The 13,464-nt window shown below is 38.3% G+C and carries 18 protein-coding genes, 2 rRNA genes and 1 pseudogene; 13 read left to right on the forward strand and 8 right to left on the reverse strand.

The annotated features are described in order from the left end of the window. Nucleotides 1-38: 38 nt before the first annotated feature. Nucleotides 39-482: a hypothetical protein gene (locus BN8061_RS01025; protein ID WP_068595492.1), complete on the reverse strand. Its 444-nt coding sequence runs from the start codon at nt 480-482 to the stop codon at nt 39-41. Nucleotides 483-610: 128 nt separating this feature from the next. Between BN8061_RS01025 and greA the strand changes: the two genes are divergently transcribed. From greA to BN8061_RS01045, 4 genes are read left to right on the forward strand one after another with little or no spacing between them, the layout of a single operon-like run. Further along, a complete protein-coding gene (gene greA / locus BN8061_RS01030) occupies nt 611-1,090 on the forward strand; it encodes a transcription elongation factor GreA (RefSeq protein ID WP_204207181.1) in 480 nt (159 codons plus the stop codon). Between the two features lie 12 nt (nt 1,091-1,102). Then, entirely contained in the window at nt 1,103-1,498 is a 396-nt protein-coding gene (locus tag BN8061_RS01035) for an HIT family protein (protein WP_068595495.1), read from the forward strand. A gap of 3 nt (nt 1,499-1,501) precedes the next feature. Next, nucleotides 1,502-2,071 carry a tetratricopeptide repeat protein gene (locus BN8061_RS01040; RefSeq protein ID WP_068595499.1) on the forward strand — a complete coding sequence of 190 codons (570 nt, stop codon included), beginning with the start codon at nt 1,502-1,504 and terminating at the stop codon, nt 2,069-2,071. Next, a complete protein-coding gene (locus BN8061_RS01045; RefSeq protein WP_094745813.1) occupies nt 2,071-2,445 on the forward strand; it encodes a hypothetical protein in 375 nt (124 codons plus the stop codon). Before BN8061_RS01040 ends, BN8061_RS01045 begins: the two co-directional genes overlap by 1 nt. Here the strand turns inward: BN8061_RS01045 and BN8061_RS01050 are convergent. Then, nucleotides 2,442-2,873 (reverse strand): NUDIX domain-containing protein, encoded by a 432-nt coding sequence (locus tag BN8061_RS01050; protein WP_068595502.1) that lies wholly within the window; start codon nt 2,871-2,873, stop codon nt 2,442-2,444. The genes BN8061_RS01045 and BN8061_RS01050 overlap by 4 nt on opposite strands. A 12-nt stretch (nt 2,874-2,885) precedes the next feature. Beyond that, complete coding sequence (gene mnmD, locus BN8061_RS01055; protein ID WP_235802658.1) at nt 2,886-3,587, reverse strand: tRNA (5-methylaminomethyl-2-thiouridine)(34)-methyltransferase MnmC2; 702 nt, start codon at nt 3,585-3,587, stop codon at nt 2,886-2,888. A gap of 81 nt (nt 3,588-3,668) precedes the next feature. Between mnmD and BN8061_RS01060 the strand changes: the two genes are divergently transcribed. From BN8061_RS01060 to BN8061_RS01070, 3 genes and pseudogenes are all read left to right on the forward strand, one after another. Beyond that, nucleotides 3,669-4,730, forward strand: a complete 1,062-nt coding sequence (locus BN8061_RS01060) for a branched-chain amino acid aminotransferase (protein WP_068595505.1) — start codon at nt 3,669-3,671, stop codon at nt 4,728-4,730. Nucleotides 4,731-4,834: 104 nt separating this feature from the next. Further along, nucleotides 4,835-5,863: pseudogene (locus tag BN8061_RS01065) on the forward strand (DUF4407 domain-containing protein). A gap of 76 nt (nt 5,864-5,939) precedes the next feature. Then, nucleotides 5,940-6,350, forward strand: a complete 411-nt coding sequence (locus BN8061_RS01070) for a hypothetical protein (RefSeq protein WP_068595507.1) — start codon at nt 5,940-5,942, stop codon at nt 6,348-6,350. 11 nt (nt 6,351-6,361) lie between these two features. On the opposite strand, the gene folP is transcribed toward BN8061_RS01070, so the two are convergent. Further along, on the reverse strand, nt 6,362-7,192 hold the full coding sequence (gene folP, locus BN8061_RS01075; RefSeq protein WP_068595576.1) for a dihydropteroate synthase: 831 nt from the start codon (nt 7,190-7,192) through the stop codon (nt 6,362-6,364). A 57-nt stretch (nt 7,193-7,249) separates the two neighbouring features. Here folP and BN8061_RS01080 point away from each other — a divergent pair, with 57 nt between their 5' ends. From BN8061_RS01080 to BN8061_RS01105, 6 genes are all read left to right on the forward strand, one after another. Further along, nucleotides 7,250-7,798: a DUF1599 domain-containing protein gene (locus tag BN8061_RS01080; protein ID WP_068595509.1), complete on the forward strand. Its 549-nt coding sequence runs from the start codon at nt 7,250-7,252 to the stop codon at nt 7,796-7,798. Next, nucleotides 7,795-8,904 (forward strand): BT_3928 family protein, encoded by a 1,110-nt coding sequence (locus BN8061_RS01085; protein WP_068595516.1) that lies wholly within the window; start codon nt 7,795-7,797, stop codon nt 8,902-8,904. The genes BN8061_RS01080 and BN8061_RS01085 overlap by 4 nt, the downstream gene beginning before the upstream one ends. A gap of 2 nt (nt 8,905-8,906) precedes the next feature. After that, nucleotides 8,907-9,989, forward strand: a complete 1,083-nt coding sequence (locus BN8061_RS01090) for an ABC transporter permease (RefSeq protein WP_068595517.1) — start codon at nt 8,907-8,909, stop codon at nt 9,987-9,989. Nucleotides 9,990-10,012: 23 nt separating this feature from the next. Continuing rightward, nucleotides 10,013-10,771 carry a triose-phosphate isomerase gene (gene tpiA / locus BN8061_RS01095; RefSeq protein ID WP_068595518.1) on the forward strand — a complete coding sequence of 253 codons (759 nt, stop codon included), beginning with the start codon at nt 10,013-10,015 and terminating at the stop codon, nt 10,769-10,771. A gap of 73 nt (nt 10,772-10,844) precedes the next feature. Then, nucleotides 10,845-11,675, forward strand: a complete 831-nt coding sequence (prmA, locus tag BN8061_RS01100) for a 50S ribosomal protein L11 methyltransferase (RefSeq protein ID WP_068595519.1) — start codon at nt 10,845-10,847, stop codon at nt 11,673-11,675. Nucleotides 11,676-11,679: 4 nt separating this feature from the next. After that, complete coding sequence (locus tag BN8061_RS01105) at nt 11,680-11,973, forward strand: ATP-dependent Clp protease adaptor ClpS (RefSeq protein WP_068595521.1); 294 nt, start codon at nt 11,680-11,682, stop codon at nt 11,971-11,973. A 6-nt stretch (nt 11,974-11,979) separates the two neighbouring features. On the opposite strand, the gene BN8061_RS01110 is transcribed toward BN8061_RS01105, so the two are convergent. From BN8061_RS01110 to BN8061_RS01125, 4 genes are all read right to left on the reverse strand, one after another. Next, nucleotides 11,980-12,315: a hypothetical protein gene (locus BN8061_RS01110; protein WP_068595524.1), complete on the reverse strand. Its 336-nt coding sequence runs from the start codon at nt 12,313-12,315 to the stop codon at nt 11,980-11,982. A 30-nt stretch (nt 12,316-12,345) separates the two neighbouring features. Further along, nucleotides 12,346-12,837: an RNA polymerase sigma factor gene (locus tag BN8061_RS01115; RefSeq protein WP_094745814.1), complete on the reverse strand. Its 492-nt coding sequence runs from the start codon at nt 12,835-12,837 to the stop codon at nt 12,346-12,348. A gap of 235 nt (nt 12,838-13,072) precedes the next feature. Beyond that, nucleotides 13,073-13,180 (reverse strand): 5S ribosomal RNA (gene rrf / locus BN8061_RS01120). 173 nt (nt 13,181-13,353) lie between these two features. Continuing rightward, nucleotides 13,354-13,464 (reverse strand): 23S ribosomal RNA (locus BN8061_RS01125); the annotation flags it as partial.

Consider the following 13,464-nt stretch of genomic DNA (forward strand, 5'->3'; position numbering starts at 1 on the left):
AATTTATCTCTTAAAATCGTTTATCAATTTCCAGAAAATCATCGCTCGATAACCAACGTGTTATTCCCTTGATATACTGCACGATACATTGTTGGCGGTCTGTTTGCAATTTTGATGGGTTCACCTGTGAATAAGTTCCATTCAGCTTCGTCTTGCGGGCAATACAGTTTTATATCGTCTACCACCACTAAGGTAGAATTTTCTCTTGGGCACATATGCGGCGCATTGCGGTCGTAAACCATAAACCTATTTGCTCCTGTGTTGATCACCACAAGCCCTCGCGTGCCAGCGCCTTCGCCGTCAACATACACCCAACCGCCAGGATTTTGTAGCGGACTGTACAAAGGTAAATTCAGGTTGAGCACTTTGCTGATGATGGTATGAGGCACACAATTGTTCTCGGTATTGTTTTCGCAACTGCTCAAGGTCGACAAAAATCCGACCGAAACTGCGAAGATTAAAAATATAATATATTTTCTCATTTACTGCTTTGATTTAAATTTTTATTATCTTTGTGCAAAGATATAGTCCTGCGCATTCTGAAAAGATATTGTGTAGGATTTTCTTTTTATTTTTTTATAAACACATCAAAAATTAGAAAATTACAATTATGACAAATATACAATATGTAACGAAAGAAGGTTTGGAAAAATTGCGTGCCGAGTTACACGAGTTAGAAACCATAGAAAGACCAAAAATTTCGCAGCAAATTGCAGATGCTCGAGACAAAGGTGATTTGTCTGAAAATGCCGAATACGATGCAGCAAAAGAAGCACAAGGCTTATTGGAAATGCGCATTTCTAAGTTGAAAGATTCTATCGCCAATTCGCGCATCATCGACGAGTCGAAACTCGATTCTTCTAAAGTATCGATTTTGTCTAAAGTAAAAATAAAGAATACTGCCAACGGACAAGAGATGACCTATACCTTGGTGCCAGAAACAGAAGCAGATTTGAAGTTGGCTCGCATCTCTGTAAACACCCCAATTGCAAAAGGTTTGCTCGGGAAATCGGTAGGCGAATTGGCAGAAATCGCTTTACCAAACGGTGCTGTGATGAACTTTGAGATTCTGGAAATTACGTTGATCTAAAAACAAAAAACAATGGCTAGTATTTTCACCAAAATCATCAACAACGAAATTCCGGCATATCGCATTGCCGAAAACGAGCACTACATTGCAATTCTCGACGCATTCCCATTGGTAAAAGGACATGTTTTGGTCATCCCGAAAAAAGAAGTAGATAAAATCTTCGACCTCGACAAAGAAACTTATTTGGGTCTAATGGAATTTGCTTACGAAATTGCGCCAGCGATAGAAAAAGCCGTTTCGTGCAAACGTATTGGCGTATCGGTAATTGGCTTAGAGGTTCCACATGTACACGTGCATTTGGTTCCGCTCAACACCATGGACGACATCAATTTCACCAATCCAAAAATTCAAATTTCGGGTGAAGAAATGCAAGAAATAGCCGACAAAATAAAATCATATTTAGGATAACTTATGAACAAATACATCAAACTGCTGATTGCAGCCCTACTGATTGGATTAGGAATTTATTTGATTAGCGATCGCGAAGTTGGTTGGGGATTCGTTGTGATTCTTCTCGCTGCAATTCCGATCACGCTATTTTTCAGAAACGAATACATCTTGTTGGCTTTTTGGTATTTACGCAAACAAGAAATGTCCAAAGCTATCCAGTGGTTGAATAAAATTAGTAATCCAGAAGGTCAATTGATTCGCAAACAAATGGGCTACTTCAACTATCTGAAAGGAGTAACACTTGCCGAAGAAAATATACAAGAATCTGAAAAGCATATGAAAGCTGCTTTGGATTATGGATTGAGCTTCAAACACGACCGAGCAATGGCAAATCTAAGCCTAGCAGGAGCTGCCATGGCAAAAGGTAGAAAAAAAGAGGCTGAAAATTATCTGAAAGAAGCCAAAAAATTAGACGATAAAGGAATGTTTGCCGATCATATCAAGATGATGCAAGGTCAACTCAAGAAATTCAATTTCAATCCTGGTCAATTGCAAAATCCAAACATGCGCCATCGCGGAAGAAAATTCTAATGATCAGAAAAGAAAACATATCAAACGATGCGTTGAAATGGAAACGTATAGAAGTTTTCTTTGAAGAAAATTTCACCAATGGCGAAACGCCAGATTTGGACACCATCCTTTTCCTGATTGGCGTACAAGAATTGGGACAAGGAAAAAAGCGATTCAAAAAAGACGACAAACTCAACCTTTTGCATATTGCCGTTTGTCGAGTTTTAGAACCTTTTGGCTACTACCGATTTGATGGATTAGATGCCGATGGCTGGCCACATTTCGAACTATTAGAGCCTTTGCCCGAACTGAAAACTAACGAGCAAACGCTACTGATGAAACATGCTATCATACAATATTTTGAAGATCAAAACATCATCAACTTCGAGTCTTAACGATTCGGAGTTTTTTGTTCTTTGTATCGTTCGATTGCAATTTTATCTGCTGCTAAAGTAAAATTGTTTGCATCCAAATCTGCCAACTTTGTCCAAATTAAAGCTTCGATATCCGAATCTAAAACCCTGAGTTTTGCCAACTCGGCAGTAGGAATGCGCGCAGTATAATAGATGAGGACAATCTGCTCTTGCGCATCGAAGGCACTTTGCATAAAGAAATCTTGCGTGTATAAATGGTCTAAAATTTCGACCTCTACATTGAGTTCCTCTCTAAATTCACGCTGCAAACATTCGCGCGTGCCTTCGCCAAACTCCAAACCACCACCCGGAAATTTATAAATCAATTTCCCCTGAAATGGCTCATGAATCACCAATACTTTATCTTCATGCTCCAAAAATGCATAAACGCGAATATTAAATGGTTTCATTTTTCGTCAAATTTATTTCTCATTATAGGCGATCATCATTTCTCGCTTCCCAGGTGGTCCGGGACGTTTTTCGACCTTGAGTCCTAAGTTGGTCAGATGACGTTTCAGACTTCCTTTTGCCGCATAGGTTGTAAACCAGCCGTCGTCTGCCATTTTTTCTACCACCAACTGTAGCAAATCCTTTTCCCATAATTCGGGTTGCGCATGCGCACCAAAAGCATCGAAATACACCAAATCGAAAGCGGATTCGCCTATCGTATTCAAATCAAAAAAATCTTTATTCACTTTACAAATGCTGAACGAGGGCGTTATTTCGGTCCACTTTTCCCATTCGGCTTCGAACATTTTCCGATTGATCGCTTCCACCTCCTTCTGCTCTACCTCCAAAGCTTTGCTCACCGAATCTGCATAATGCAACAACTCGAACTCTTCGCTGTTTATAGGATATTTTTCGACCCCAAGATACTCAATCTTCAAATTATTTTTTTTGGAAAATAAGGCCGTGATTAGTGCATTGAGTCCTGTACCCAAACCCATTTCTAGAATTCTAATTTTATGTTTTGTAGAAGCAACTTCGTCCAATCCGTTTTTTATAAAAACATAAACCGCTTCGTTTACCGCTCCATGTACAGAATGGTAGCTCTCTTTCAGTTCCTCTATGCGCAAGGTTTTAGAACCATCTTTGGTTGAGATGATTTTACGATTCAAGACCATGGTTATTATTTTTACAAATCAGCATAGGAAATATTCGACAAATTAAACGTATATTTGGAAGGCAACAAACAAAAAATAATTATGATTATCGAAAAAATTCCTCAGTCTAGATTCTCTGAAAAAATTTTTGAATCTACAACTTTTGGAAAAGATTTCTCTGACCATATGCTGATTGCAAACTACAAAAATGGTCAATGGAGCGAACCAAAAATTATTCCTTATCAACCCATAAGCCTTACCCCTGCAGCGATGGTTTTCCATTACGGGCAAGCCATTTTCGAGGGAATGAAAGCCTATAAAAATGCAAATGACGAAGTGTTTTTATTCCGTCCGGAAAAGAATTTCAAACGTTTCAACAAATCTGCAGTTCGCTTGAACATGCCAGAAGTACCAGAAGAAATTTTCATGGATGGGTTGAAAGCGTTGATTGATTTGGATCGCCAATGGGTTCCGAAAACCGAAGGAACATCACTTTACATCCGTCCAACTTTATTTGCAACCGAAGAAGCCATCACAGCTAGAAGTTCGACCGAATTTACCTTTGTTATTCTCATGGCTTATTCGCCAAGCTATTACACCAAACGACTATCTGTAAAAATTGCCGATTACTACAGCCGTGCGGCACCAGGAGGTGTAGGATTTGCCAAATGTGCTGGTAACTATGCGGGATCATTCTACCCTACCGAACAAGCAAAATCGGAAGGATACGATCAAGTAATTTGGACAGATGCCGTCTCGCATCAATACATAGAAGAGGCAGGAACCATGAATGTTTTTGTACGAATCGGCGATAAATTATTAACTGCTCCTACATCCGAAAGAATTTTGGATGGCGTTACCCGTGATTCTGTAATTCAACTTGCAAAAGACAACGGTTACGATGTAGAAATAAGACCGGTCGCTGTACAAGAAATGTACGATGCTTACCAAAAAGGAGAATTAAAAGAAGTTTTCGGGGTTGGTACTGCTGTTGTGGTAAACGTTTATGATGCTGTCGGATTTGGTGAGGAGCGATGCCAATTGCCAGAAATCTCAGACGAAGATTCTTTTGGAATGCAATTGAAAAAGAAATTAAACGATATCCAATTCGGGAAAGTTGAAGATCCTTATGGATGGCGAGTAAAGGTCGAGAACCAACAATAAAAAGAATGTTTTCTTAAAAATAGTTAAGTTTCAAATCAGTCTTCGGACTGATTTTTTTGGCATGATTTTTAATATTATGTATTACAAAGTACTATATTTGTAAAATGAATAGAATACAAAAATTTTTGATTCATTGCTCCGGTAGCAGTCTCGAAATTCTTAAAAAAACACCAACAGACATCAACAAACACGCAGGAATTGGCGGTGTGATTTTGTTCACTGGAATTTTAGCATCCCTATCTGCAGGCTACGCACTTTATACAATTTTCGATCAGTTTTACCTCGCTATCCTGTTTGGCTTACTTTGGGGTTTGATGATTTTTAACCTCGATCGTTAAATCGTGACTTCTATGAAGAACAAGGGTTCGATTTTCAGACAATTTTTCATTGCTTTGCCAAGAATTGCAGTTGCTGTTTTGCTAGGAATTGTAATTTCTAAACCATTAGAACTGAAAATTTTCGAAAAAGAAATCGACAAACAACTCAACCTAATAATCGCCAGAAACAAAGCCGAATTATTGCATGAGATAAATTTACGTTATCAAACGATGAATGCAGACTATCATCAAGAACAAAAAGAAATCTATTCAAGAATTGAAAACCTTCGGAATGAATACCAAAATGCTGCAACCGAGTTGGAAAAAGAAGTAGTAGGAACAGCTACCGAAACCACTACCGGTCGTGAGGGATATGGACCAAATGCCAAACGAAAAGCAGCACTCAAAGAACAGAAGAAACAAGAAATGGAGGCCTATATTGCATGGGTACAACCAAGATTGGCAACCATCACCAAGGAAATAGATAGCATCAACAAAGGAAAAGAAAAAGAGATCGCTGCAGCAAATACGACAGAAGAACTCTACAATGGCTTTGCTGCTCGCATACAAGCTTTGGATGAATTAGAATCTAAAAATCCAGTCATGGGCATCGCTTCATTATTCATCGTGCTGGTTTTTATATCTTTAGAAACAGCTCCTGTACTGGTAAAACTGATTGCTCCACGTGGACCGTATGATTTTCTACTTGAAAAACATGAATATACTTTTCGAATATTCGCCAAAGAAGCCATTGAAATTATGGATATAAAATCGGACAGGCGAATAAAAAATGAAATTGCAAAAGGTAATTTATAAACATCATTTTTCGAAAAATAACAGTAGAATAGCAAAGTAAAAGCATTGCTTTCTTTACCTTTACAAAAAATATATCATGGCAGATTTCCATATCAATAGCGTACTTCCGAACGATGCTTACGTCGATATTTTCGAATTGACACAGCCTATCGTCAACCCAAATCAATACCATTGGCGAATCATGTGGTTGGATGGCGAAACCGATTCAGAAGAGTTTCCAATTTACAGCCTTCACCAATTGATCGAAGAGCAAGACGGCATTTTGGTAACATACGAAAACCTAATCAACATCAACGATCGGCTGACTGCACTTACTGGAGCGATCATTGTAGCCAATCGAGATTTGGACAAAATCAACAGTCTTACGGATGACGAAAATCTCTACGATAACGAAATCATTCTCGAACTCACCGACAAAATTTGGCATGTAAGTTCGGATATCGACGAAGTGTTGACAGCCTATGCAAAAGCATTGGGAAAAGCCTAAGGCTTGAAAACTTACAAATTCGATGTCAGCGCAAGATGGATTTTGATCATCTGTTGAGCTTCTTTCACATCGTGCACGCGTAAAATTTTTGCACCCTTTTGCAGTGCCAATAAATTAAGTGCAGAGGTTCCTGCTAGAACTTCTTTCGGTGTAGTATTCAACAATTTATAAAGCATCGATTTTCTCGAGATGCCCACCAATACAGGAAATTCGCCAAAGCCAATCAATTCCAACTTATTGAAAAGTTCATAATTATGATCTAACGTTTTGGCGAAACCAAATCCTGGATCGAGAATGATGTCACTGACTTTCATTTGTTGCAACTGTTTTGCTTTTTCTAACAGAAACTGATTGACTTCTAAGGTAACATCTTGATATTTCGGATCGTTTTGCATGGTTTGCGGTGTACCTTGCATATGCATCAGAACATAGGGTACCTGCAAATCGGCAATGGTAGAAAACATTTGGTTGTCTAGGCTGCCACCCGAAACATCATTGATCAGGTGAGCGCCAGCCTCGATGGTTTTTCTAGCGACCTTGCTACGAAAAGTATCTACCGACAACAGAGCTTCTGGAAATCGCTTCACGATTGCTTCTACCACAGGCACCGTGCGTTGCAACTCCAAATCTTCGCTTACATTTTCTGCTCCGGGTTTGGTCGAATATCCTCCGATATCGAGGAAGGTAGCACCCTCGCTCAAGAATTTTTCTGCTTTTTTCAAAATCAAATCCAGCGTTTCGCTGCTTCCTCCATCATAAAAAGAATCTGGCGTGGTGTTGATGATTCCCATAATTTTTGGTCGAGAAAGATCGATTAGCGTGCCTTTGCAATTAATTGTCATTCCTTTCTTGTACATTTATTACTGAATTTGATTTATTTTTGAATTTGAAACGAATTTATGAAAAATACTGCACAACAATTCAACGATATTATTGCACAATGCCGAGACTTGTACACCAAAAAACTCCAAGATTATGGTGCAGCTTGGCGAGTTTTGCGTTTACCATCGCTCACCGATCAGATTTTCATCAAAATCAATCGAATTCGCACGCTACAAGAATCCGATGAACGAATGGTTGATGAAGACGAAGAAACAGAATTCATTGCTATCATCAATTATGCCATTATGGCTTTGGTTCAATTGGAATTAGGATTTGCAGATCAGCCCGATTTAACGACAGATCAAGCAATAAAATTTTATGACCGATATGCCAAAATCGCCCATGATTTGATGATGAAAAAAAACCACGATTATGGCGAAGCTTGGCGAGATATGCGCGTAAGTTCTATAACCGACCTCATTTATCAGAAAGTATTGCGTACTAAAAGTATAGAAGATAATAAAGGAAAAACAATCGTCTCTGAAGGTTTGGATGCAAATTATTTGGATATGATAAACTATTCTATCTTCGCATTGATATTAATTAACGAAAACAAAACTTCATGAAAATTCTAGTTCAAATATGCCGCCTCGTAGTGGGTGTTCTTTTTATAATTTCTGGATTTGTAAAAATCATAGACCCAATTGGAATGGGTTACAAATTGGAAGAATACTTCTCACCAAGCGTGCTAAACTTTGCAGGGCTGATGAATTTTCATTTGCCTTTGGCAGTCATCATCACCATGTTGGAAATAATTTTGGGACTGTTTTTACTCTTAGGAATTGCAAAAAAATTTACCGTATGGACTTTGCTTGCGATGATTTCGTTTTTCACTTTTCTCACCTTCTATTCGGCATATTTCAACAAGGTTACCGATTGCGGATGTTTTGGCGAAGCATTGAAATTAGAACCGTGGACGTCTTTCATCAAAGATGCAATCTTACTGGTTTTTGTCGTCATTATCCTTTTTGAGCAACGATTTATTCGACCGCTATTCAGTCAGAAAACAAATGCTATTATCATTGCTATCGCTTGCCTTGTCTCTCTTTTTGCAGCCTACAAAGGAATTTACAGCTCTCCTCTTATCGATTTCAGAGCCTATGCCGTGGGTAAAGATCTGAAAAAAGAAATGATGACAGCAGAAGAATTAGGGTTGAAACCTTCTCGCTATGCCGTTTTTTATACATTAAAAAATAAAGAAACCAACGAAACGGTTACCCTCAATGATGCTGAATATATTGCAGATGAAAAATGGTATAAAGCAGATTCGCCCTGGGAAATAATTGAAGATAAAACAGAAAAAAAGCGAATTTATAAAGGATACGAGGCTCCGATAAAAGATTTTCGTATCGATTGTAATGGTGTGGATAAAACCTTGGATTATTTGAATGTACCTAAAGTAGTGATGGTTGTCGTTCCTTTTGCAGAAAAACTTTCTACCGAAAAGAAATTGCGAATCGCCTCTTTCATTCAAAAACTAAAAGATGAAAATATCGACACCGTAATCTTATCCAATAATCCGATCGAAAAACTACATGAACCAGTTTGCCTAGCAGATCAGACGGTGCTCAAAACCATCACGCGTAGCAATCCAGGAATTATAGTCTTAGAAAACGGGGTGGTGAAATCCAAATTTCATTACAACGATTGGCCAACCATAGAAGCATTCTAAAAGTGGGAAAATACATTGTCAACAAATTGTTTTATGGATTGCACACCTTATTGGGAGTTGTTACGGTCGTGTTTTTTCTGTTCACTATTCTACCAGGCGATCCGGCTCGAATGATGCTCGACCAAAAAGAAGATCCAGAACAATTGGCACTCATACGGAAGAATCTTGGATTGGATCAACCAATTCTTACCCAATATTTTTATTATCTCAACGATTTGTCACCAATTTCAATTCATCAAAATCAACCAGAAAGCGACCACTACACGGCGCTGAATTCTGGAAAATACGATTACAAAAAAATAATGAAATTGGGAAACCAAACCCTGGTTTTGAAGACACCTTACCTCAGAACATCGTTCCAGAAACAAGGGAAAACCGTGAATACCATCATAGCCGATACCCTTCCGAACACCATTGTCTTAGCAGTTTCGGCCATTACGATCGCAACCATCATTGGCATTGTGCTTGGGATAATTTCTGCATTGCTCAAAGACTCTTTCATAGACCGTTTACTTTTGGTTGTGACCAGTTTTGGGATGAGCATTCCATCGTTTTTTTCGGCTATCATTATCGCTTATATATTTGCCTTTCTGTTGCACAATATTACCGGACTCAATATGATTGGAAGTTTGTACGAAGTTGATGATTTGGGCGAAGGAAAATATCTGCAGTTGAAAAACCTTATCTTACCCGCCATCACGCTCGGTTCTAGACCTTTGGCGGTTTTCACACAACTCACCCGAAATTCTTTGCTCGAAGTATTGAATCAAGATTATATCCGTACCGCTTACGCAAAAGGATTGAGCAAAAAAAACGTCATCATAAAACACGCCTTACAAAACTCACTGAATCCCGTGGTAACTGCTATATCGGGATGGTTTGCCTCGATGCTGGCTGGTGCAGTTTTTGTTGAATTCATTTTCGGATGGAACGGATTGGGGAAAGAAATTGTGAACGCGCTCAATGCCTTAGATTTACCCATCGTGATGGGCGCCGTTCTTACCATAGCGGTGATGTTCATCATCATTAACATCATCATTGATATCGTTTACGGATTATTAGATCCAAGGGTCAGAATTAAATAGTAAAAAACACAAAAAATATTATAATGAGAAAAAAAATTGTTGCAGGAAACTGGAAAATGAACCTACTGTTCGAAGAAGCACTGAAACTGGCTTCGGACCTTAACGGTTGGATTGCCGACAACCTACCAGAAGCAGAAGTCATTATTGCACCTTCTGCTATCTACCTACAAACGATTCTAGAAAATATAGACGAACAATACCTAAAAGTTGCATCGCAAGATGTGTCTGCATACGAATCTGGCGCTTATACAGGTGATATCTCGGCAAAACAATTGGACTCGATCGGATTAGATTTTTCGTTAGTCGGACATTCGGAGCGTAGAGAATATCAAAAAGAAGATGATGATTTGTTAGCAAAAAAATTACAACAACTCTTCCAAAATCAGCTCTACCCTATTTTCTGTGTGGGAGAAAAATTAGAAGAACGCGAAGCAAATCAGCATTTTGAGGTCATCGAACGTCAAATCTTAAACGTTTTGAAACAACAAGCTCCAGAAAATTTGAGTAAACTCATCATTGCCTACGAGCCCGTTTGGGCGATTGGGACAGGCAAAACCGCCACGCCAGCGCAAGCACAAGAAGTTCATGCGCATATACGCAAAGTGATCGAAACCCATTTCGGAAGCGAATTGGCAATTTCTACCCCTATACTTTATGGTGGAAGCGTGAATGCCAGCAATGCCGAAGAATTGTTTAGTCAGCCCGATATTGATGGTGGTTTGGTAGGCGGTGCTTCGTTGAAACTCGAAGACTTTACGCAAATTATATTAGCAGCCAAATAAGCCTTATCATAAAATAACTGTCAAATGGTTTGAAAACTTGACGTAAATTTGTCTTGTTTTTAGACCATTTTTTATGACCAATTATAACGAATATCAATTTACTGTTAGCCCGACAAAACCTTGGACCGAAATTGTCATTGCACTTATCTCTTCGCTTCCTTTCGAGAGTTTTGTAGAAAACGAAACCGGATTTACCGCTTACATTCCATCCGATCAAGACAACGAAGAAGATGTGAAAGCCTTGTTGGAAGATTTAGAAAATGTCGAAATACACTATACACGACAAGAAATAGAGCAGCAAAATTGGAATGCCGAATGGGAAAAAAACTTTCAGCCGATTATTGTCAACAACCAATGCATCATTCGCGCAGATTTTCACGAACCTTACCAAGATATTCCGTACGAGATTGTGATTACGCCAAAGATGTCTTTTGGTACAGGTCATCATGCCACTACTCATCTGATGGTAGAATATATTTTAGAAAATGATTTTGCTAAGAAAGATCTTCTCGATATGGGATGCGGAACCTCTATTTTGGCGATATTGGCGATGAAAAAAGGAGCAAACTATGCCGAATGTATCGATATTGACGAATGGGCGGTGGAGAATTCTATAGAAAATGCAAAAAAGAACAATGTGCATCTCGACGCCAAAATGGGTGATGTTTCTCTTTTGGGAAACAAATCATTTGACGTTGTTTTGGCAAACATCAACAAAAATATTTTGATGAAAGATATTCCATGGTACACAAAGGTTCTAAATAAAAACGGCGATTTGTTTTTGAGCGGACTTTTGGATGTCGATTTTGATGATATGGTGACCAAGTGCAACGAAAATGGCTTAAAATTTGTGTCTAAAAAACAACGTAACGAATGGATAGCTTTACATTTTATAAAATCTTAAAACTATGCAACTTACCGTAAAACCCTTGATTGAGACAAATCCGGAAATAGAAGTTGATGTTCTAACCGCAGAAACAGAAAAACACCAAATCATTGTGCATAACGATGACGTGAATACATTCGATTGGGTGATAGAATCGCTAATAGAGGTGTGCGAACATACAGCTGAGCAAGCAGAGCAATGCACCATCATCATCCATTACAAAGGCAAATGCGATGTTTTGAGCGGTGAATACGATTACCTCAAACCAAAATGCACAGAATTGCTCAATCGTGGTATTTCTGCAGAGATTGTGTAGGCGCAATTATTCCATCACCAAAAAAAGATCATCAGAATAAAAATCCGAAATGCTATCAGCATCAATAGCAGGTTTGTTGGACTCTTCTATCAAGTAAAGATCATAAATCTTCTCATAAACCACTTGTTCGCGTTTTGCCTCCAAAGCAGTTCGATTATTTTGCAAAACAACTAGCCCAAAAACAACTATTATCAACACAAAACTAGCGGCAAACATCATGGGTCGCCAGCTTGCGATAGTTCTACGATTAGCTTTCACTGTTCGATCAATAATATTTTTTTCTAACTGCGAAAAATATTGATCTGGAACTTTAAACGGATTAGATTGCTTCAAATTGTTCATACTCTTTAGACAATAAATACACCAAAAAGTTTAATCTTGTTCAAGAAAATAGTGTTTAAGCTTTTGCAAAGCCAGATGATAATTGGCCTTCAGCCCACCTACACTCACACCCAAAATCTCACTGATCTCCTCATATTTCAACTCATCGTAATATCGATACAAAAATACCATTCGTTGTTTTTCTGGTAAACCTAAAATAGCTTTTTGCAAATCGAGATGCAATTGATCGCCATCAAAATACGCATCGGAAGTCAACGACTCTACAGAATTATTTAAATAATCATCGATCGAAACTGATTGATATTTACTCTTCTTTTGCAGAAAATTAATCGTTTCATTATATGCAATCCGATACAACCAAGAAGAAAATTTAGATTCACCCTTGAACGTATCGTATTTTTGGTAGACTTTCAAAAAAATATCCTGCGTCAAATCATTAGCATCATCATGTTGCAAAACCATCCGCCGAACCTGCCAGTATACTTTCTGATGATATTCTTTAACGAGTTGATTAAAATCCAAATTCTAATTTTTAGAAGCAAAAATATTATAATTTAGTTGCTTGATCATGATTTTAACGAAGTTTAGCATTTGATAGATCGGGTGAAAAAAGTTATAAGTTATAAGTTAAGAGTTATAAGTTGAAAGGTGAAAATTGATAATTGAAAGCTAATAGCTAACGGCTAGAAGCTAACCGCTTTCAGCTTTCTTCAAAAAAAAATCCTCAACTGTTGGTAGTTGAGGATTTGGTTAAAAAGACTGGCGACGACCTACTCTCCCGCAGTTGCAGTACCATCGGCGCTGAAAGGCTTAACTTCTCTGTTCGGAATGGGAAGAGGTGAGCCCTTTCGCTATAGTCACCCTAAGATTGTGCGCTTCTCTAAGCGTATTTTTTTGACTTCTACTGGTCGATGCTATAGGTTAACAGTTTTTTTCGGTTTTTTTGATTTCGCTTTTTTACTTAGACAAGAAAGATTAACAACGCCTAGCACTTAGCTGTGTTTGTTTGATTTTGATTGATTGATTCTTAATCGTTGTTGAAAAAAGTCTATGGGTAATTAGTACTACTCGACTATGACATCGCTGCCTTTACATCTATAGCCTATCAACGTGGTAGTCTTCCACGACCCTTAAAAGAAGTCTTATCTC

Source organism: Vaginella massiliensis (assembly GCF_900089075.1).
In the GTDB taxonomy this organism is placed as follows: domain Bacteria; phylum Bacteroidota; class Bacteroidia; order Flavobacteriales; family Weeksellaceae; genus Weeksella; species Weeksella massiliensis_A.